The 20294-nt window shown below is 49.0% G+C and carries 19 protein-coding genes; 13 read left to right on the forward strand and 6 right to left on the reverse strand.

The features are described from left to right. Window positions 1-58: 58 nt before the first annotated feature. The 5 genes from J2T37_RS02230 (at window position 59) to ruvB (ending at window position 4285) form a co-directional block, all read left to right on the forward strand. Window positions 59-1141: a virulence factor TspB C-terminal domain-related protein gene (locus J2T37_RS02230; protein WP_253353570.1), complete on the forward strand. Its 1083-nt coding sequence runs from the start codon at window positions 59-61 to the stop codon at window positions 1139-1141. A 1-nt stretch (window position 1142) separates the two neighbouring features. Next, window positions 1143-1454, forward strand: a complete 312-nt coding sequence (locus tag J2T37_RS02235; protein WP_253353571.1) for a DUF2523 domain-containing protein — start codon at window positions 1143-1145, stop codon at window positions 1452-1454. A gap of 4 nt (window positions 1455-1458) precedes the next feature. Then, window positions 1459-2610: a zonular occludens toxin domain-containing protein gene (locus J2T37_RS02240; protein ID WP_253353572.1), complete on the forward strand. Its 1152-nt coding sequence runs from the start codon at window positions 1459-1461 to the stop codon at window positions 2608-2610. A gap of 286 nt (window positions 2611-2896) precedes the next feature. Further along, entirely contained in the window at window positions 2897-3208 is a 312-nt protein-coding gene (locus J2T37_RS02245; protein ID WP_253353663.1) for a hypothetical protein, read from the forward strand. Between the two features lie 45 nt (window positions 3209-3253). Further along, window positions 3254-4285 (forward strand): Holliday junction branch migration DNA helicase RuvB, encoded by a 1032-nt coding sequence (gene ruvB, locus J2T37_RS02250; RefSeq protein WP_253353573.1) that lies wholly within the window; start codon window positions 3254-3256, stop codon window positions 4283-4285. Window positions 4286-4361: 76 nt separating this feature from the next. Here the strand turns inward: ruvB and gss are convergent, their stop codons facing one another. Continuing rightward, window positions 4362-6263: a bifunctional glutathionylspermidine amidase/synthase gene (gene gss, locus J2T37_RS02255; RefSeq protein ID WP_253353574.1), complete on the reverse strand. Its 1902-nt coding sequence runs from the start codon at window positions 6261-6263 to the stop codon at window positions 4362-4364. Window positions 6264-6441: 178 nt separating this feature from the next. Then, a complete protein-coding gene (locus J2T37_RS02260) occupies window positions 6442-8757 on the reverse strand; it encodes a TonB-dependent receptor (protein WP_253353575.1) in 2316 nt (771 codons plus the stop codon). 265 nt (window positions 8758-9022) lie between these two features. Here J2T37_RS02260 and J2T37_RS02265 point away from each other — a divergent pair, with 265 nt between their 5' ends. From J2T37_RS02265 to J2T37_RS02285, 5 genes are all read left to right on the forward strand, one after another. Next, window positions 9023-10792 (forward strand): ABC transporter ATP-binding protein/permease, encoded by a 1770-nt coding sequence (locus tag J2T37_RS02265; protein ID WP_253353576.1) that lies wholly within the window; start codon window positions 9023-9025, stop codon window positions 10790-10792. Window positions 10793-10879: 87 nt separating this feature from the next. Continuing rightward, complete coding sequence (locus J2T37_RS02270; RefSeq protein ID WP_253353577.1) at window positions 10880-12184, forward strand: DUF2130 domain-containing protein; 1305 nt, start codon at window positions 10880-10882, stop codon at window positions 12182-12184. A gap of 9 nt (window positions 12185-12193) precedes the next feature. After that, window positions 12194-12799: a hypothetical protein gene (locus J2T37_RS02275; protein WP_253353578.1), complete on the forward strand. Its 606-nt coding sequence runs from the start codon at window positions 12194-12196 to the stop codon at window positions 12797-12799. A gap of 9 nt (window positions 12800-12808) precedes the next feature. Next, window positions 12809-14056, forward strand: coding sequence for a multifunctional CCA addition/repair protein (locus tag J2T37_RS02280; protein ID WP_253353579.1), 1248 nt, complete (start codon window positions 12809-12811; stop codon window positions 14054-14056). Between the two features lie 63 nt (window positions 14057-14119). Next, a complete protein-coding gene (locus J2T37_RS02285) occupies window positions 14120-14407 on the forward strand; it encodes a hypothetical protein (RefSeq protein ID WP_253353580.1) in 288 nt (95 codons plus the stop codon). A gap of 59 nt (window positions 14408-14466) precedes the next feature. Here J2T37_RS02285 and grcA read toward each other — a convergent pair whose 3' ends face one another. After that, window positions 14467-14856, reverse strand: a complete 390-nt coding sequence (grcA, locus tag J2T37_RS02290; protein WP_253353581.1) for an autonomous glycyl radical cofactor GrcA — start codon at window positions 14854-14856, stop codon at window positions 14467-14469. Between the two features lie 233 nt (window positions 14857-15089). Between grcA and earP the strand changes: the two genes are divergently transcribed. Together earP and efp are read left to right on the forward strand one after the other, a co-directional pair. Next, window positions 15090-16253: an elongation factor P maturation arginine rhamnosyltransferase EarP gene (earP, locus tag J2T37_RS02295; RefSeq protein WP_253353582.1), complete on the forward strand. Its 1164-nt coding sequence runs from the start codon at window positions 15090-15092 to the stop codon at window positions 16251-16253. Between the two features lie 35 nt (window positions 16254-16288). Continuing rightward, window positions 16289-16849 (forward strand): elongation factor P, encoded by a 561-nt coding sequence (gene efp, locus J2T37_RS02300; protein WP_253353583.1) that lies wholly within the window; start codon window positions 16289-16291, stop codon window positions 16847-16849. A 227-nt stretch (window positions 16850-17076) separates the two neighbouring features. Here efp and rpe read toward each other — a convergent pair whose 3' ends face one another. Then, window positions 17077-17754, reverse strand: a complete 678-nt coding sequence (gene rpe, locus J2T37_RS02305) for a ribulose-phosphate 3-epimerase (protein WP_253353584.1) — start codon at window positions 17752-17754, stop codon at window positions 17077-17079. A gap of 288 nt (window positions 17755-18042) precedes the next feature. Between rpe and J2T37_RS02310 the strand changes: the two genes are divergently transcribed. Next, window positions 18043-18474, forward strand: coding sequence for a Spy/CpxP family protein refolding chaperone (locus tag J2T37_RS02310; RefSeq protein ID WP_253353585.1), 432 nt, complete (start codon window positions 18043-18045; stop codon window positions 18472-18474). Window positions 18475-18556: 82 nt separating this feature from the next. Here the strand turns inward: J2T37_RS02310 and J2T37_RS02315 are convergent, their stop codons facing one another. Then, the gene (locus J2T37_RS02315) at window positions 18557-19423 is read right to left on the reverse strand and encodes an ATP-binding protein (RefSeq protein ID WP_253353586.1); all 867 of its coding nucleotides are present in this window, start codon (window positions 19421-19423) and stop codon (window positions 18557-18559) included. A gap of 26 nt (window positions 19424-19449) precedes the next feature. Beyond that, entirely contained in the window at window positions 19450-20061 is a 612-nt protein-coding gene (locus tag J2T37_RS02320) for a riboflavin synthase subunit alpha (protein ID WP_253353587.1), read from the reverse strand. Window positions 20062-20294: the final 233 nt, after the last annotated feature.

Below are 20294 nucleotides of genomic sequence, written 5' to 3' on the forward strand. Positions count from 1 at the left end.
ATTAGCTTGTTTTGCTTATAAGGGCTCAGTCGACTTTTTTTCATGGGATTTATTCTAAATGATTTTGAATAAATCTAGTTATCTAGTACAGCCCCAAAATCAATCAGGAGATTTAACTGGTCGTCTGTGTAAGCAAAGTGGTTTGGGTACAACGGGATTTGTGTTTTGTAATGACCAAAAGAAAGCTGCCGAATCGGGTGGGCAATACTGTTTATATTCTCAACCATCGGGAAAAGGATATTCGGTTGATACCTGTTCCGATTGGGAAAAAAAGAAAAAAGAAGAAGAGCAAAAAAAAGCAATAGAAGAGGCGATTAAATCAGATTCAAAAACTTATTATTACGCAAATGGCATTTATGTCAAAAATGGAAAAGAATTATGTATAGCTTACGCAGCTTTTGTTGGTAAAGAAAATCACGGTGCTTCATCCTCTGGAAGTTCTTTTATTTGTGGCGTTTCTACGACGGTTGGCACTAGAACGACTGTTCATCAAGAGCTTCAATCTGATACGGCTATTCGCGTAACTCTTGCCGGTGCATTAGCTAAATATTCAGGCGATAACGGCGGTTGTACAGCCTATTTCAGCGGCGAAAATACAATTTCTTGTCTAAAAGATTCTTCCGGTGTCGGCGGAGATTCGTCCGGCGAAGAATCATCAGATTCAGAATCCGAAAAACCAAAAGAAGAAGAACAAGAGCAGGAAGAAGATAATCCCGTGGTCAACATGTTGGCCAATCTCTACAACATGATGAAAGAAGAAATGACGGGTTTAAAGAACGCTATAACTTCTAGCTCTTCGGGCGGAGGCAGTGCCGGAAGTGAGAACGGTTCGAAAAACGGTTCAGAAAATGGAAGTGATGAAGGCTCTGAAACGGGTGCGGAAAACGCTACTGGCGATTCGGATTATGGTGTTTTAGACGGTGTTTCAAAATCTGAATATTCCCGTGGCGGAGTTTTTCAAGAATCAGGTTCATGCCCTTCCCCTATTCCGCTGAATTTCAGCGTTTTAGGCTATGGCGTGGCTACTGAATTCTCGTTTGAACATGTTTGTACGGTGGTGGCAAAACTTCGCCCATTGATGATTATGTTCGGCTATTTGGTTGGTGCAACCATGATTACCAAAGCATTAAGGAGTTCTTGATATGCCGTGGATAGCCTCACTTGTAGCTTCTTTAATTTCCGCTTTAGGGCCATTCATAAAGGACATTTTTTTAAAAATTCTTGTCGCGCTGGGTGTTTCTCTGATAACGCATGAGGGCATTGATATTGTTGTTGAAAATCTCTTTTCAAAAGCAAATGAATATCTTGGCGAAATGGATAGTGAATTTATAGGGCTTTTTCTTTTAAGCGGTATTGGTCATGCGATAAATACCGTGATTGGTGCAGCAAATTTTGTTATCTCGTGGAAAATCACATCAAAAACTTGGACGTTTTTAGCAAGTAAGAAAGGGTAGAAAAATGATTACTTTGATTACTGGTTCTCCGGGTTCGGGTAAAACTTTGAGCATGGTTTCAGAAATTAAAAACAAAATTGATAAAGAATGGCAAGGGCGTAAGATTTTCACGGATGGCATTCCTGAGCTGACAATTCAAACTGAGCCGATTCCAGAAGGTCATTCTATCCATTATATGCATGTTTGGCTTAAATGGCCTGAAAATCATGGTTCGATTGTGATTATTGATGAAGCGCAGCGCGTATTTCCGCCCCGCTCTTCCAATCAGAAAGCTAGTGAGCTTGTCGAATGGATGCATATTCATCGCCATGCCGGGGCGGATATTTATCTAATCACTCAAATGCCTACCCGCATTGATAAACAAGTTCGCGATTTAGTCGGGGTGCATTGGCATATCCATCAGAATAGATTGGGTATGCGTCTTAAATTTTATTGGGACTATTGCGCAAATAATCCAAAATCTGAATCGAAAAATGGTCAAGTTTCCCCTTATAAATTCGATAAATCCGTTTTTGGTCTGTACAAGTCCGCTGATGTCCACACTAAAATTAAAAAGCCCAAATCAAGAGTGCTTTTCATCGTTCCCGTGGCCGTGGTCGCTTTAGCGATTTCATCGGCGTTTTCGCTGAAATTACTCAAAGGCAATCAGTCCGCGCCTGAAACTGTGGCCGAGGCTAAAGAAGACGTTAAAAAAGGGGCGGAAAAAGGCTCGGCTAAAGCTGCCGAATCCTTGGCCTCATCGCTGAAAAAAGATGAAAACCGCTCCCTAACGCCCGAACATTTTAAGCCCACGATACCCGATAAAGTCGAATCAAAGCCTATTTATGATAGTGTGAGACAGGTAAAAACCTTTGAATATCCCGTTGCCTGTGTCGATTCGGGGGCAAAATGCAACTGCTACACTCAACAGGCCACGATAATCAGCGAAATAGACGTTAAAACCTGCAAGCAATACGTTGATAAGGGTTTGCCCTTCAATCCCTATAAGCAGCCCGAACAGGAGCGTTATCACGCAAATAACGGCACAAATGCCGTTGTTTCCGCTCAGGCACAAACCCAAGACAATCAAGTCTTGGTAATGGGTGGGCAAAGCCAGCAAAATTTAATGTATGACAATCGTGTTCCGGTCGATTCATACGGTACTCCAACTAACTAAGAAAGGGAAAAATCATGAAATTCTATCTAGTCGCATTCGGTGTGGGCGCATTGGGCGCAATACTCTATATGTTGATTTTTGGCATACCTGCATTTTAAAAAAACAAGGCCGTCTGAAGTTCAGACGGCCTTAATTTCCTTCAGGCTGGGGGTTGGGGCAAAGCCCCGCAGGGTTGGCCTTATGTAACGTAACCGGCATATTATGCGAACTATGATAACCATACAGTAAGAAGCATTATCCGCTATAATATGCGCTATATTTAGTAACTAAACCAAATGTCTAACTGATTATGCTGCAAACCGATTTGCTTCTCCATAAAATTACCAATGAAGATTATCAGCGGATGATTATTCAGAACAGCCTTTCATTTGGCGCTGGAGAATTTAAGCTGTTAAACGAAATTTTATCCGGTTTTGAATTTGATGTTATTCAGGCACAGGCGTTGGCTCAGGCGGTTATGCAGCAAACGCGGTTTTATCCTAATGCTTATCATATTGACAGCGACGATGAAGATATGACCGGCATATGCCCGCATTGTATCAATCCGCCTATGCCGCCATTGCGTGATTATTTAGCCTGGCGCGAATTACGCGGCTAGCTAGTTAGCTAGGCCGTCTGAAATTTTATATTTTGAAAAATTTTTATGTTACAAACAGATAACCTGACTTCTGCGCAGTCCCAGCGGATTATTACGGCGCAAAGTATGTCTTCGCAAGAAGAATTATTAGAACGGGCTTTGCGGCCGAAAACGCTGGATGATTATATCGGCCAACCTAAGGCCAAAGAACAGCTGGCTATTTTCATTCAAGCGGCCAAAAAGCGTGGCGAGGCTTTGGATCATACGCTGCTGTTTGGCTCGCCGGGGTTGGGTAAAACCACATTGGCGCACATCATTGCCCGCGAACTGGGTGTGAATTTGCGCCAAACCAGCGGCCCGGTATTGGAGCGCGCCGGTGATTTGGCCGCCCTTCTGACCAATCTTGAGCCGCATGATGTTCTTTTCATTGATGAAATCCATAGGCTTAGCCCTGTGGTAGAGGAGATTCTCTACCCTGCCCTTGAGGATTATCAGCTGGATATTATGATTGGGGAAGGCCCTGCTGCACGCTCGGTAAAAATTGATTTGCCGCCGTTTACGCTGGTGGGCGCAACGACGCGGGCCGGTATGCTTACCAATCCGCTGCGTGACCGTTTTGGTATTGTCTCCCGCTTGGAATTTTATGAAAACAAAGATTTAGCTACTATTGTCAGCCGGTCTGCGCAGCTGTTGCAGCTGGATATGGGTGAAGAAGGTGCGATGGAGATTGCTAAGCGCAGCCGTGGCACGCCGCGTATTGCTAACCGCCTGCTGCGGCGTGTACGCGATTATGCTGATGTAAAAAGTAACGGCATGATTGATGCACACGTTGCGGATGCGGCGTTGAGTATGCTGGATGTGGATGGTCGTGGCTTGGATGTGATGGATAGAAAGTTTTTGGAAGCGATTTTGCACAAATTCAGCGGCGGCCCGGTCGGTTTGGAAAATGTGGCGGCAGCCATCGGCGAATCAACCGATACGATTGAAGATGTGATTGAGCCATATTTGATTCAGCAAGGATTTTTACAGCGCACGCCGCGCGGCCGGATGGCTACTGAACGCGCTTATCTGCACTTCGGATTGAAAATGTCTGAATAAATATTTTCCTTTTAATTTAATCAGATAATCAAGGCCGTCTGAACTTCAGACGGCCTTGTGCTTGGATGTGTTTCAGCTAAGATTCATCAGATGATAAAAAATCTTCATCTTTCAAAACGCGCAAGGGCTGCATGTCGCTGCTGCCGATGATAATCCGGCTGGAATCGGAGCGCAGGCAGCTGCCGCCGTAATGTCCGCCAACGGTAAAGGTGCAAACTTGTACATATTGGTCTTCTACCTTCGGCAGACACCAAAGCTGCTGATACACCTGTTCCTGATTGGAAAATTTGCCTTGGGTAACGTCTAATTCGTTGGTGCATTCGCCGACAAGGGTAACGTTATCGCCCCGGCGGCCGTTAATCGGTTTTTTCGCATAGCCTTTTGCAATCAGGCTGTCGGTAAGCTCGAAACTGGCTTCCAGCAGATAACGGTGGTTGGGGAACAGCTTCCACAATACCGGCAAAATGGCTTTATTGCTGGGAATGGCCGTCCACAGCGGTTCGTAAACCAAAACTTCCGGCCGTAACAATACATCAATCAGGCGCACGGTATCGCCGGGATAGCCGGTACGGATGGGTGGTGCTACCTCATGCCCGGTCGAATCTTCGCGCAACTGCTCCAGCATGGTTTCCCACGCCCAGGTTTTCCATACGGTCAATACCTGATTTTCGTCGTCGTCTTTCAGACGGCCACGACTGTCCCAATGCAGCCCTTGTGTACCATGAATGATTTTGGTGTGCACACCGGCTTTTTCCAGCGCCGATTGCATAAACATCGAATGGTAATCTTCTTCGGAATCATGGTCTTGCAAGATATGTACCAAAGGCGCATGGGTACGGTGTTTCCAACAATCGGTCAGCGCGTCGCGCAAATCTGCGCCTGGGTCTTCTCCTGCGGTCAAACCGCCCGCCTTCGCCCATTTGCCCAATATTGCCCCCGCCTCCGCATGGCAGGAAGCGGAATCGGCATTGTATTCATACACTTTCAAACCGCGCCCATCCATACAAAAATCCAAACGGCCGCTGATGGTTTGATGACGGCGGTTTTGCCACGATAAGCGCAGGCGCGGCCATAATAATTTAGGAATATTAAAATATTTCAATAAATTATCATCTTTCAAGACGCAGTCTGTTGCATGTAGATACATCAAATGCACTTCATTGGTGGCGCGGATGAGCTCGTGTTTGGCGCTTTCCGAGATGGTGAAATAGCGGTAAGGGTTGGTACGGCTGACTTGATGCCCTTGCATGGCGGTCACAAAAAGTTTTTCAAACGTATTGCTTTCATTCAGCCATTTGCCGTCAAATTGGCCTTGGTTTGTCAAATGCCCGGCGTGGATTTGCAGCAGCTCGGGCGCGGCAACAGGCTGCGGCAGGCTGTACTCGGTATCAGCCGTTTGAATCATCCAGCCGAGTATGATGGTATTGTCAAACGTATCATGCAAAGTATAGCCGTCTGCAACCGTCATCGGCAGTTCGCGCGTCCATTGCTGGCCGCTGGGCAAACGGGAATGGATAACATTTTGTTCGGCAATGCGGATTTTGTCGTCGAATACCTCGGTAATCACTGCTACATGGCCGGTACGCTCAAATTCACCGCCCTCGTCCCAAATCAGCAGCGCCCCGGCTTGCGGTTTTTTACGGCTGCCGTTGGCAAAAGCCTGCAACGGCACCAGAGCATCATTAACGACCTGGCGCAGGAAGCGTAACGAGAAAATCTCGTAAGCCATGCCCACGTCGGTAAACACCATACCGTGATTCAAATACAGATAGCGGCGGGCAAACTCAACACATTGCCATTTATAACCCATGTATTCGCTGCCCAAATAACTGCGGAAAGCTGCGTCGTCAGGATATTCTTGCCGATCAACTGTATCATAATCGGAAGAATAAATTGCAATGCCCCCGGGCGCATAACCCAACAGGCTGCCAAAGGGGTCATGGGTATAGATATTGGGAGAAATTTCAGATTCGGACATGATGGCATACACTATTTGATAATAAGTTAATAAGCAGTATATGCCTAAGCGCTCAGGCTGTCGAATACTCTGTCTGCCGGCTAATTGAACCGCCTCATTATCAAACCCCTACCCAAGACATAAAAAAATGCCGTCTGAAAATTTCAGACGGCATCGCATGTATCAGAGTCAGCAGGAATCAGAATTCCAATTCGGCTTTCAGCCAGAAAGTACGCGGCATACCCAATACGGCGAAGCTGCGGTCGAATTGGCCGCGCTGTACCTGCCAATAGGCTTTGTTAAACAGGTTTTCTACGGCAGTGCTGACGGTCAGCTTGTTTTTATTGCCCAGCTTGGTGGTGTAGCGTGCGCCGACATCAACCAAGGTATAAGACGGGAAGGCGTATTTTTTCTGCGTATCTTGGTAAGATTTGCCGAAATATTGTACACCACCGGTCAAGGTCAGGCCGTTTACCCACGGCGTATCCCATTCGACACCGGCGCGGGCAATCACGTTCGGGTTGGCAACCTGTACGCCGGTAACCAAATTATCCGCAGCATTTGGGTAATCATATACACGCGACTGCAAATACATAAAGCTCAGGTTCGGGCGTAAAGTATTGTTCAGCAGATTGCCATATACGTTGAATTCAACACCTCGGCTGCGTTCTACGCCTTGCTCGTCACCTGCTGATGCGCCGGAAGCGGTAAAGTCGGTACCTGCATATTTTCCGGCAGAGTAATCCCAGCGGGCGGAATTATGCGAACCGCGCCAGTAACCCGGACGGCGGATTTGGAAGGCATTTAAAGTCGTCACCACATCGCCCCAGTTCTTACGCACGCCGATTTCAAACTGGCGGCTGACGCGCGGCTTGGACATGGTTGTATTACCGTCATCGTCGGTTGAAATATCAGCCGGCTCTAAATCTTCCATGTAGTTACCGTAGAATACCAGATCAGGCTGCGGTACATAGGCCATCATTACCATCGGACTGAAACGGTGGGCTTTACCGGTTTCATGCTGCCAAGTGCCGCTATTGTATTTGTCGGTATAAGACACCCATTGGTAACGACCGCCGAGGGTCAGGCGGTATTTATTGTCCGCAAAACCCAAAGTATCAGAAACAGCCAAGCTGCTGACCTTAATGGCAGCATCCAAGGTAGTGGGCATTGTGGTCGGGATGGTCGGATTGTAAGCGGCCAGTTGCTCTGCGATACTGGTCGAACCGTAAGGCGTAATGGTTTTACTGCTACTGGAGGCGCTTTGCGCACTTTGCAGGGTTGTGCGGTTACGCACGATACGGTCAAATGCCGTACTCCAGTTGTGGCTGACCGGTCCGGTGTTAAATTCGCCACGCGCAGTCAGGTTCATGCTCAAGGTGCGGAAATATTGGTCGGTAAAGCGCGATTGGCCGGTGGTATATTGCGAACCATCGCAGCTGTTGCCATTGGAAGCTGCTGTTTGGTTTGCATTGTAACAGGCTGTCGGTGAGATCAACGTGCCATAATAACGCGCTTTGTTGTAGCCGATACCGCCTGAAATCTGTACCGGCGCATCCAAATCATACTCAAAAGTCATCATATGCGTTTGGCTGACGGTATTCTGCCAGTTCCAACCCGGCAACAGATTGGTATCGCCATCAGGCGCGTCAAACAGGCGGCCTTGGGCGTTTTGAATGTCCTGGATACGCGCACGGCCGCCGCTGGTTTTACGTTTGGCGTATGAGGTATCGAAAGCGACACGCAATTTTTCGCCGCGATAATCGGCATTCAAAGCATATTCGTTGTTATTTTCTTTGTAATCATCGCGCGGGGTGTCGCCGACGCGCTTTTTACCGTTGACGCGAACGCCCCACTCTTTGTTTTCGCCGAAGCGCTGCCCCAAATCAAACGTACCTTCTACGCGGCTGTCGGTATAATAGCCGACACCGATTTTACGGTTGCCCTCATCGCTGGCTTTTTTGGTTTCGATATTTACCGAACCTGATACCGCACCTTCCGGATCCATGCCGTTTACGGCAGTGGACGCGCCCTTAATCAACTGCGCCGAAGCCACGTTGACGCTAGACGTACCTTGCGTACCGTACATACCGGCCAAACCGTTGACGCTGAATTGACGGGCGTCTAATTGATAACCGCGAAAATACAGGCCGGTCAGGGTATTGGATTCACCGCCGAATTGCCACACAGACGCATCTTTTTTCGCAATCGCGTCCACCAATGTGCGTGCACCTGAATTGTCGAGCGCTTTTTCATCATAGTTAACCACGGTAATCGGCGCGGTAAACGCATTGGCCTTACCCAGCAGGCTCAGGTTGACGCGGTCGCGCAAATCGCCGTCGCTGGCAATGGAATATGAGCGGGCGGCATGCGCAATTTTTTTATCGCCTTTCACTTCAACCTGTTTGAGCTCGGTTTGGTTGGTTGTTTCAGCGGCGGTTGCAGCGGTATCGTCCTCAGCATAGGCAAATGCGCTGAGAATCAGCAGCGGCATCAGGGCTAGTTTGCTTTTCATGTCGTATTCTCTTCTGATGATTTTTTGTTGGGTAAGGTAAAAAAGTACAAAGTAATTTTGTGTAACGATTATATTTGATAACATTCGGCTTTGCCATAAAATGCGGTTAATAATGATTCTTATCGCTAAGGCATTCGCGAAAATGCAACATCGGCGCAACAAACCGCCACACCCTTAAATACCCCTGTCATTTTTGACTGTTTTGACTTTTCAGACGGCCTCAACATGCCGCTAACGACACTTTAAAAATAAGACCCCGCATATCATGGAAAAATGGCAGATTGAGCTTTACGGTACACCGCTTTGGCTGGCGCAGACGCTTTTGGGCGTGTTGCTGGTTTTGGCGGTGGTGCTGTTTTTTGCAGCCAAAACACATTTCGGGCGCGAGTTCAAATATATTTTGAAGCTGTGCCTGACCCGCCGCAGCAGCGGAAAGATTCTGGCTGCCGTGGTGTTGATGATTGTTTTACTGCTGACCGAAGTGCGGCTGAACGTATTGAGCACGTTTATGTCCAACGGCCTGTACAGCTCCATGCAAGATATGAAAATTGCCGCATTTTGGCAATTTGCAGTATTAAATGCCGGCGTGGTCTTGCTGCGCACGTTTAACGGCGTCATCAACGATTTTCTCGATCAGGGCTTGGCGATTAAGTGGTCGGAAAAGCTTAATGCAGTTTTGGTGTCGCGCTGGCTGGCGGATAAAAATTACTACCGCCTGCAAATGCGCCGCCATGCGCCGGACAATATCGACCAGCGTATCCAGCAGGACGCGCAAGACTTTATCAAATCGACGATTGAATTTGTGCGCGGTATGCTCAATTCGGTGGTGTCGTCGCTGGAATTTGCTTTTGTCTTGTGGGGCTTGGCGGGGATTTTAACCATCTTCGGCTTCGATATTCCGCGCGGAATTGTGTGGTTTGTGTTTATCTTTGTGATTTTGGCGACCTTCATCGCCATGTGGATTGGTAATCCGCTGATTCGTTACAATTATGAAAACGAAAGGCTCAACGGCGATTACCGCTATTCGCTGATTCGCGTGCGCGACCATGCCGAAAGCGTGGCGTTTTACCACGGCGAGGCTTGCGAGCAGCAGCAGTTGGGCGAACGCTTCAAGGCGATTATCCGCAACCGCTGGCGCATTGCGCGGCAAAGTGTGGGCTTGAGCGGGTTTAACGATATATTCAGCAACGGTATCCAGCTCTTGCCGATTATTTTGCAGGCGCCGCGCCTGTTTGCCGGACAGATTAAAATCGGCGATATTCAGCAGACGGTACAAGCGTTTGCGCGTTTGCAAAAAGCGCTGTCATTTTTCCGCCTGTTTTACGAAGATTTCACCGCCTACCGCGCGCGCTTGGAGCGTTTATACGGCTTTTTGTTGAGCACGCAAGACAAACACATCGCGCAAACGCCTAATATCAGCGAGATTTCAGACGGCCTTAAGCTGGATAATGTCACGCTCTACCGCCACAACGGTGAAATCCTGCTCGGCGGTATCTATATCAACGTCAAAAGCGGCGATTCGCTGCTGATTAAAGGGCCGAGCGGCTGCGGCAAGACTTCGCTGCTGCGTTCGCTGGCGGGGCTGTGGCCGTTTGGCTGCTCCGGCGATATTGCCAAGCCGCCGCGCGATGAGATTTTATTTGTGCCGCAGCGCCCTTACACCCCGCAAGGCAGCTTGCGCGAGGCGATTTGTTATCCGCATATCCAAGCGTCGCAGGAAGAATTGGCAGATGCCATGCGCAGTTGCCGCCTGAATTATCTGATTGCGCGTTTGGATAAGGTCGATGACTGGCAAAACAAACTCTCGCCGGGCGAATTGCAGCGCGTTGCTTTCTGCCGCGCCCTGCTCTCCCACGCCAAAGTGGTGCTGCTGGACGAAGCCACATCCGCGCTGGACGAGCCGACCGAGGCCATGCTCTACCGCGCCATCCGCGCCAAACTGCCCAACAGCATTATCGTCAGCATCGGCCACCGCAGCAGCCTGAATGCGTTTCACAATGTATTTTTGGATGTAGGCGCAGTACGCTGCGATTGATAAGGGCAAAGGCCGTCTGAAAAGCAAACAGCATTTTCAGACGGCCTTTCTGCTAAAATAAGCCCACACATTATCAGGAATACCGTCATGCACGAAATCAAATGCCCGCACTGCCACACCGCCTTTACCGTCAACGAAGCCAGCTATGCCGACATTCTCAACCAGGTGCGCACGCAGGAATTTCAAAACGAAATCCGCGAGCGTTTGGCGCAGAGTCAGGCGCAGTTCCAAAGCGAGCTGCGTTTGGCCGAAACCCAAGCGCAGCAGCATTTGGAGCGCAAACTGGCGGAGAAAAACCGCGCCATTGATGATTTGGTCAACCAACTCAAACAACACGAAACCGGCAGCCGCTTGGCAGTCAGTGAGGCCGAAGGCCGTCTGAAAGCGAAACTGGCCGAACAAGAAGCCGTCATCGCCCAGCTACGCGCCCAGGCGCAATCGCTGGCGGCAAGCAAAGACATGGAGAAAAAGCTGGAAGTTACCCAAGCCGTTGCCGAAAAAGACCGCCTCTTGGGAGATTTGAACGCGCAACTGGCATTGCAGGCCAAAGAGCGCGAATTGGAAAAGCAAAACCTGCGCGAGCGCTACGAAACCGAATTGAAACAAAAAGACGAAACCATCGCTTTTTATAAAGATTTCAAAGCGCGCCAGTCCACCAAAATGATCGGTGAGAGCTTGGAAATCCATTGCGAAACCGAGTTCAACCGCATCCGCACCACTGCCTTCCCGCAGGCGCAGTTCGGCAAAGACAACGACGCGGCAAGCGGCAGCAAAGGCGACTATATCTACCGCGAATGCGATTCAGACGGCAACGAAATCATCTCGATTATGTTTGAGATGAAAAACGAAAATGACGAAACCGCCACTAAAAAGAAAAACGAACATTTTTTCAAAGAATTAGATAAAGACCGCAACGAGAAAAAATGCGAATACGCCGTGTTGGTATCACTCTTGGAAGCCGACAGCGAGCTGTATAACAGCGGCATTGTCGATGTGTCGTATGCCTATCAGAAAATGTATGTCGTGCGCCCGCAGTTTTTTATTCCGCTGATTTCCCTGCTGCGCAACGGCGCGCTCAATTCCTTGAAATACAAGCAGGAAGTGGCGCAAATGCGTGCGCAGAATATCGACATCACCAATTTTGAAGAAGATTTGAACGCCTTTAAAGAAGGCTTTGCCCGCAATTACGACTTGGCCAGCCGCAAATTTCAGACGGCCATCGACGAAATCGACAAAATCATCAGCCATCTGCAGAAAACCAAAGAAGCGCTGCTGTCCTCGGAAAACAACCTGCGCTTGGCGAATAACAAGGCTTCGGATTTGACCGTGAAAAAACTGGTAAAAAAGAATCCGACCATGAAAGCGGCGTTTGAGGCGTTGGAGAAAGAATAAGAAAATATTATGTCTTACAAAAATTCTTCATGTGCTTTTTTTACCATTGCTAGAAAATTCCTATCATTAGCTCAAGTCTGTACTGATGAGTTGATAAAAGAAAGAAATCCTTTCTGTATAGTTTCTGATAGGCTCCTATCTAGCAGTGATATAGAACGGGCAACTAAATGGTCTGATAGGGTCGTTTCTATTCCCATACTATTTAATTTTTATCATGGTTTAGAATTAACCATTAAAGGTTGCTTATGCCTTCAGTTGCAAAAAACTGAAATTAAAGGTCATAAATTTTCTGAGCTTATTGAAAAGCTTAATAAAGATTTAATTGGAGAAAATTTATTTTCTTTGATTACAAAGTACACAATTAACCTTAAAGAAACTACACTTCTAGATCCAAATATAATTTTGGAATTTTTAAACGAAAATGAGATAGATATTGATTCATGGTATGAAGCATTAAAGTATCCTTCTGGCAAGGAAGGTCATAGTTTTAATCATATTGCGTTGAAATATGGGAGCAAGAGAACCTTGCCATTTTGGGAACAACTATCTAGTGATATTGACAAATTAAAAGTCTTATCTGGAGAATATTTTCATCTGCACACCCATCAACCATAAGGAATCCCCATGCAAATCTATCTTGTCGGCGGCGCGGTGCGCGATGCCCTGCTCGGATTGGAAGTGAAAGACCGCGATTGGGTGGTGGTCGGCGCTAATGCCGAAACCATGACGGCGCAGGGTTTTCAGCCGGTCGGCCGCGATTTTCCCGTGTTTCTGCACCCTAAAACGCATGAAGAATACGCCCTTGCCCGTACCGAGCGCAAAACCGCCAAAGGCTATGCCGGTTTTAGTTTTCATGCGGATGAAAGCGTGACGTTGGAGCAGGATTTGCTGCGCCGCGATTTGACGATTAATGCCATGGCGCAGGATTCAGACGGCCGCATTATCGATCCTTTCGGCGGACGGCAGGATTTGGCCGACGGCGTGTTGCGCCATGTTTCGCCTGCGTTTGCCGAAGATCCGGTCAGAATTTTGCGCATTGCCCGTTTTGCCGCGCGTTACGGCTTTGTCGTGGCGCCGGAAACCATGACGTTGATGAAACAGATGGTTGCCGACGGCGAAGCGGATGCGTTGGTGGCCGAGCGGGTGTGGCAGGAGCTGGCGAAAGGTTTGATGGAGCGGCAGCCGCGCCGTATGGTTGAAATTTTGCGGGAATGCGGCGCGTTGGCGGTGATTTTGCCGGAAGTGGACGCGCTTTTCGGCGTGCCGCAGCGTGCGGACTACCACCCCGAAATCGACAGCGGCATTCATACGCTGATGGTGCTGCAACGCGCAGCCGATATGGGCTTAACCCTGCCCGAACGCTATGCGGCGCTGTTGCACGATTTGGGCAAAGCGCTCACGCCGCCGGATATTCTGCCCAAGCATTACGGCCATGATGTCAACGGCGTGCCGCTGGTGCGCGGGGTGAACGGGCGTTTGCGTGCGCCCAAAGCCTGCGCGGAGCTGGCGGAATTGGTGTGCCGCTGGCATATCCTGTTCCATAAGGTCGGGCAGCTGAAAACCGCTACGGTATTGAAAATTTTGAAACAAACCGATGCTTTCCGCCGCCCCGAGCGTTTTCAGACGGCCTTAAATGTCTGCGTGGCCGACCAGCAAGGCCGTCTGAATTTTGAACAGGTGCCCTACCCGCAGCGTGCGCACTGGCTCTCGTTGCTGGCTGCCGCCAATACGGTGGACTCGGGTGCGATTGCCGCCGAATACCGCGCCATGAACCAAGCGCATTTGATTGCGGAAAAAATCGACGCCGCCCGCCGTGAGCAGATGGCGCCGGTGCAAAAAGCCTATCAAGCGGCATTACAAAAAAACAAATAGGCCGGATTTACCCTGTTTGTCCGTTGCGACTATAATATGCCCTTTCCTTCCCTGACCTCAAACATGACCACCGATTCCAAACACCTGCTTATCCGCTGGCTGATTGTCTGCCTGATTCCGCTGATTACCCTGCTGGCGTTTGTCGTGTTTCCGCCTGCCGACCATACGCAATATCTGATTAACGGCATTATTCTGGCTTGCGAAGCGACGTTTTTATTCAAATTCGTTTTGTTTGACGTGATTAAATTTCATTTGAAACAAGACGGCGTAATGAGACGTAAAACGGCGTGGCAGTTTGCACCGATTGTGGTGTTGATTGTGTATCTGTTCCATTATTTTGGCGCGTTTTAAATACAAAAATGCCGTCTGAAAATATTTTCAGACGGCATTTCTAAAGCGGTAATTAAAAATTACAGGCTTTTTGTGAAGGTACGGGTAATTACGTCGCGTTGTTGTTCCGGAGTCAGGGAGTTGAAACGAACAGCGTAGCCTGATACGCGGATGGTCAATTGCGGGTATTTGTCAGGGTTGGCAACTGCGTCTTCCAAAGTTTCGCGAGACAATACGTTGACGTTCAGATGTTGGCCGCCTTCTACTTTCGGACGGACATTTACATCCAACGGGATTTCTTTGTAAGATACTTCGCCCAAATCGGCAAAAGCAACCACGGCATCGGCAGCGTAGCCGCTGGCTTCAGGAGCCACCAGGCAACGCGCTTCTTGAGTGGCGTCGTCCAACAACCAGAATGAGTTCAACAAAGCTTCGTTTGCTGCGTGTGTAATTTGAATACCTTTAATCATCAGTATCACCTTTCTCTTTCATTTTGTGGGAAAAATCATTTATCGTGAGTATTGTAGTACCCTGCTCTTGAAAAATAGTTGACTTAAATCAAATTACGAAAAGCTACAAGTCCTCTATTCAAGATATTGTCTCCATTGGGAAAATATCAAGCGTTCGTGTACAATTCTTTACCCATCTGCTTTGGCGGTTTTTGCCGCTTTTCCCGTTCCCTATTTTATTATCGCCATTTTGTATGCCGACTTCTCCTTCCTCTGCGCCCTTTATCTGCTGGATTTTTTGTAATGTTATCGACAATTACGGCGACATCGGCGTGTCTTGGCGCTTGGCGCGAGCCTTACAGCACGAATTGGGTTGGCAGGTTTATCTGTGGCTGGACGATAGCGCCGCATTACAGGCCATCAGCCCTGATTTGCCTGCCCTACCCTGCGTTCATCAGGGTATTGCCGTGCGCCGTTGGCGGGCGGATTTTGCCGAAGATTTGCATGATTCGGGCACGCCGGACGTGGTTATCGAAACCTTCGCTTGCGATTTGCCGGATAATGTCTTGAATATTATCCGCCGCGTCAGCCCCTTATGGCTGAATTGGGAATACCTCAGCGCGGAGGCAGCCCATGAGCGCCTGCACCTAATGCCCTCGCTGCAAACCGGTGGGGGGCAGAAATATTTTTGGTTTATGGGTTTCAGCGAAGCCAGCGGCGGCCTGCTGCGGGAAGCGGATTTTTTAGACGGCCTTAGCGACAACGACCGCGCTACGCTATGCCAAACGCTGCAACTGCCGCCGAAAACCGCACCTGAATGGCTGCTGTTCGGCTACCGCAGCCCGATGTGGGGGCATTGGCTGCGCATGTGGCAGGAATACGGCCAGCCTGTTACCTTACTGCTGGCCGGACACCAAATCGCTGACAGCCTGCGCGATGACGGCCTGATTCCCGCAGATGCCTTGCTGCAAAACGGCGACCGTTTTCAGACGGCCTGTGTCACGCTGATAAAGATTCCGTTTGTGCCGCAACAGGATTTTGACAAGCTGCTGCAACTGGCCGACGGCTGCATTATTCGCGGCGAAGACAGCTTTGTTCGCGCCCAATTTGCTGCCAAACCGTTTTTCTGGCACATCTACCCGCAAGAGGAAAATGTGCATTTGGACAAGCTGCATGCCTTTTGGCAGCGTGTGCAAGCCTTTTATCCGCCCGAACTGTTTGCCGCCCACCAAGCCTTATCGGATGATTTGAACGGCGGCCGACTTCTCTCCGACAAAGAGCGTTTGCAAGCCTGGACAGCGCTGATGAATCAACATGCCGAGTGGCGGCAGAGTGTGGCAGAATGGCAGAAATTTCTGTTTGCCCAGCCCTCCGCGTTGGAAAAACTAGCCAACTTTGTCGAAGATACGCTAAAATAGCGCGTTATTTTTCACAGATTCAAATGGACCAGAATATGAAAACAGCACAAGAACTGCGCGCCGGCAACGTATTTATGATTGGCAGCGACCCGATGGTCGTACAAAAAACCGAATACATCAAAGGCGGCCGCAGCTCTGCCAAAGTCAGCATGAAACTGAAAAACCTGCTGACCGGCGCAGCCAGCGAAACCATCGTAAAAGCCGACGACAAATTCGACGTGGTGATTTTGGCGCGTAAAAACTGTACTTACAGCTATTTCGCCGATCCGATGTACGTCTTCATGGATGAAGAGTTCAACCAATACGAAATCGAAGCCGAAAACATCGGCGACGCCCTGAAATTCATCGTGGACGGTATGGAAGACGTTTGCGAAGTGACTTTCTACGAAGGCAACCCGATTTCTGTCGAACTGCCGACCATCATCGTGCGCGAAGTGGAATACACCGAGCCTGCGGTTAAAGGCGATACTTCCGGCAAAGTGATGAAAACTGCCCGTTTGGTCGGTGGCGCGGAAATCCAAGTAATGGCTTATGTGGAAACCGGCGACAAAATCGAAATCGACACCCGTACCGGCGAATTCCGCAAACGCGCTTAATCGTTTGATTTTAACGATTTAAAAACAAGGCAGTCTGAAAATTTTATATTTTCAGACGGCCTTGCTGTATGTAAGAATCACTAAAACAGTCTAATTACGGGTTCATGGCTAATAACCTTTGAAATGCATACAAGTATCAGGTGGCTGAGCGTAGTCGAAGCCTCAAGCAGGGCTTCGACTACGCTCAGCCACCTGTATGTAAAATACAATTTCTCAGCTATATCTGCCTACACTTTTGCCAATTCCTGCCGCATGGCGTCAATCACCGCTTTGTAGTCCGGCTGGTTGAAAATTGCCGAACCTGCCACAAACGTATCCGCGCCTGCCGCTGCAACCGCAGCGATGTTGTCGGTTTTGATGCCGCCGTCCACTTCTAAGGCAATGCGGCGGCCGCTTTTGGCTTCATATTCGTCTAACAGCGCTCGCACCCGGCGGATTTTTTCCAGCGTATGCGCAATAAAGCTCTGCCCGCCGAATCCCGGGTTCACCGACATCAAAAGCACCATGTCCAAACGGTTGAGCACGTTTTCCAATACGCTGACCGAAGTGGCCGGATTGAGTACCAAACCAGCCTGACAGCCTGCGTCTTTAATCAGGCTCAAGCTGCGGTCAACATGGCGGCTGGCTTCGGGATGGAACGTGATGATGTCAGTTCCCGCTTTGGCAAAAGCCTGAATCAAATCGTCCACCGGCTCCACCATCAAATGCACATCCACCGGCACGCTCGCATACGGTTTCACCGCCGCGCAGACCATCGGCCCGAAGGTCAGATTGGGTACATAATGGTTGTCCATCACATCAAAATGAATCAAATCGGCGCCGGCGGCAATCACCGCGCTGACCTCTTCGCCCAAGCGGGCGCAGTCAGCGGATAAGATACTGGGCGCAATGCGGTAAGTGGTCATTGAAAATCTCTCCGTGTGGTATGGGTATGGTTTGCGTGGCAAGCGGATTATTTTAACCTAAATTGCCACACTTCGGCGGAATATGAATGGATAATCTGCTGTTGCCTGTCTGAGCATTTATGAAGGAAATGGTGTAAATCATGATAGTAACCATATGAAACATAAGCGGTCATTCAATCAAAATAATATGCAATTTGAAAGTAATTAACAGAAGTTAACTTGCCTGATACTGCCTTTCACATGCTTATCCGTTATATTGTACTACCGTGCCGAAGACTAGGAATCGTTGTGTCTGCCGTATTAAAATCGCCGTTTTTTATCCAACTGCTGATCGCCTTGCCGCTGCTGCTCTCTTGGTGCGGGCTGACCCAGGCAGCGCCCCGCCCTCAGTTGGATGATTTTTACCCAAACTGCGACATCCGCCAGCTAAATTTGAGTCAAGACCAGCACAATGCCTTGCGCCGTATCCGTACAGAATACAAGCAGGCCAGCGACCGGGCTTCGCGCAAGACCCAGCGTACCGACCGTACCCGCCGCCAAAGCATCATTAAAATTTTGGCAAACGACAGCTTCGATCAGAATGCCGCACGGGATTATGTCGAGAGCCGCTATTTGTCCAGCATGGATTTTGCCGTTGAGGAATTGGCCATCCAACACCGCTTTTATCATATTCTCAACGGTTCCCAGCGTCAGCAGTGGCTGTCCAACTGCTTGCGCTAAACGGTATCGGATAATAAAAAAAGCACTTCTTTATGGAAGTGCTTTTTTTATTATGGCAGCCAAGGCCGTCTGAATTATCCCGTTAATCCAAAATCCGCTGCTCCGGCAGATGCCCTGCCCAATCGCAGGCAAACTGCCAAGCCGAACGACCGGAACGGTTGCCGCGCATTTGCGCCCACTGCAAAGCAGCTTTACGCGCCGTATCGTCAAATTCAACGCCGAAATCATCCAGCCAGTTGTTCACAGCCTGTAAATAATCGTTTTGGTCGAAAGGATAGAAACTCAGCCACAAGCCGAAACGGTCGGACAACGAGATTTTCTCTTCAACGGCTTCTTTTTGATGGATTTCGCCGCGAATGCCCGTTGTGCCTGCATTTTCATCCATGTATTCCGGCATGAGGTGGCGGCGGTTGGAGGTCGCATAGACCAAGACGTTGGCGCATCGTTGCGACAAACCGCCGTCTAATGTGGTTTTCAAGGCTTTATAAGTTTCATCGCCCGTTTCAAAAGACAAATCATCGCAAAATACGATGAATTTCTCCGGACGGTTTTCCAATAATGACAGCAGCGAAGGCAGGCTGACCAAATCCGTTTTGTCCACCTCAATCAGGCGCAAACCCTGATCTGCATATTCGTGCAACAAGGCTTTCACCAAAGAGGATTTGCCGGTACCCCGCGAACCGCTCATCAACACATTATTCGCCGGACGTCCGGCCAGAAACTGCTCGGTATTGCGTTTGAGCCGCTCGACCTGCGAGCCGACTCCGGCCAGTCTATCGATGGGAAACGTATGCGGGTTGGGCAGGCTTTCCAAAATCCCCCGCCGACCAACGCTTTGCCAACGGTAAGCCAGCGCGTTCCAATCGGTTGCGCCCTGCTCGCCCGGCAGCAGCAAATCCAAGCGGTTTAAGACCGAATTTGCTTTTTTTAAAAATTTTCCTAATTTCATGCTTATCCTTTCAGACGGCCTGACCGTTATTTTTGAGCCGCCATCAAGCGCATTACCGTATCTACAACCGCTTGCGTTTGCGGATCGATTTCGATGTTGACTTCGTCACCGGCCTTGCGGCTGCCGAACAGTGTCCGCTGCAAGGTTTCCGGAATCAAATGCACATTAAATTCGGTATCGGTCACTTCGCCGATGGTCAGGCTGCAACCGTCCAAACCGACAAAGCCTTTGGTCAGAATATACGGCTTAAGCTCGGCAGGCAAAGCAAACCATACCGTGCGGTTGAATTCGCTCTCTTCAATCCGGGTAATCGCAGTCACCGCCATGATGTGCCCGCTCATCAAATGGCCGCCGATTTCATCGCCGATTTTGGCCGCGCGCTCCAAATTAACTGAATCACCGGCTTTCAGACGGCCTAGATTGGTTTTTGCCAGCGTTTTCGCCATCAGATCGAAGCTGACGCGGTTGCCGTCAATCCGGGTAATGGTCAGGCAGCAGCCGTTGTTGGCAACCGAAGCGCCGATTTGCAAGTCATCAGCCATCTCGCTAGGCAGTTCGACAATATGGGTACGAAAATCAGATGATGGCGATTCTACGGCTGTAATGCGCCCCATCCCTTGTACGATACCGGTAAACATGATTTTTTCCTGTCATCACATATATATCTAGAATGCGGGTATTGTAACACTTTCTATCAAAAGGCAGAAAAGCGCTTCTAAATCGGGTAGAATGACTACACTCCGCTACAAATATAGTCGTTTCGTTAATTTGAAACAAGGCAGCAAGCCGCAGCAACGCTGTATCAAGCTAACGGGACGGCTATATTAAATAAATCTATTGAAAAAGAGCAATAGATTCAATAAAATCATGC

The sequence above is a fragment of the Neisseria perflava genome (genome assembly GCF_024170405.1).
In the GTDB taxonomy this organism is placed as follows: domain Bacteria; phylum Pseudomonadota; class Gammaproteobacteria; order Burkholderiales; family Neisseriaceae; genus Neisseria; species Neisseria perflava_B.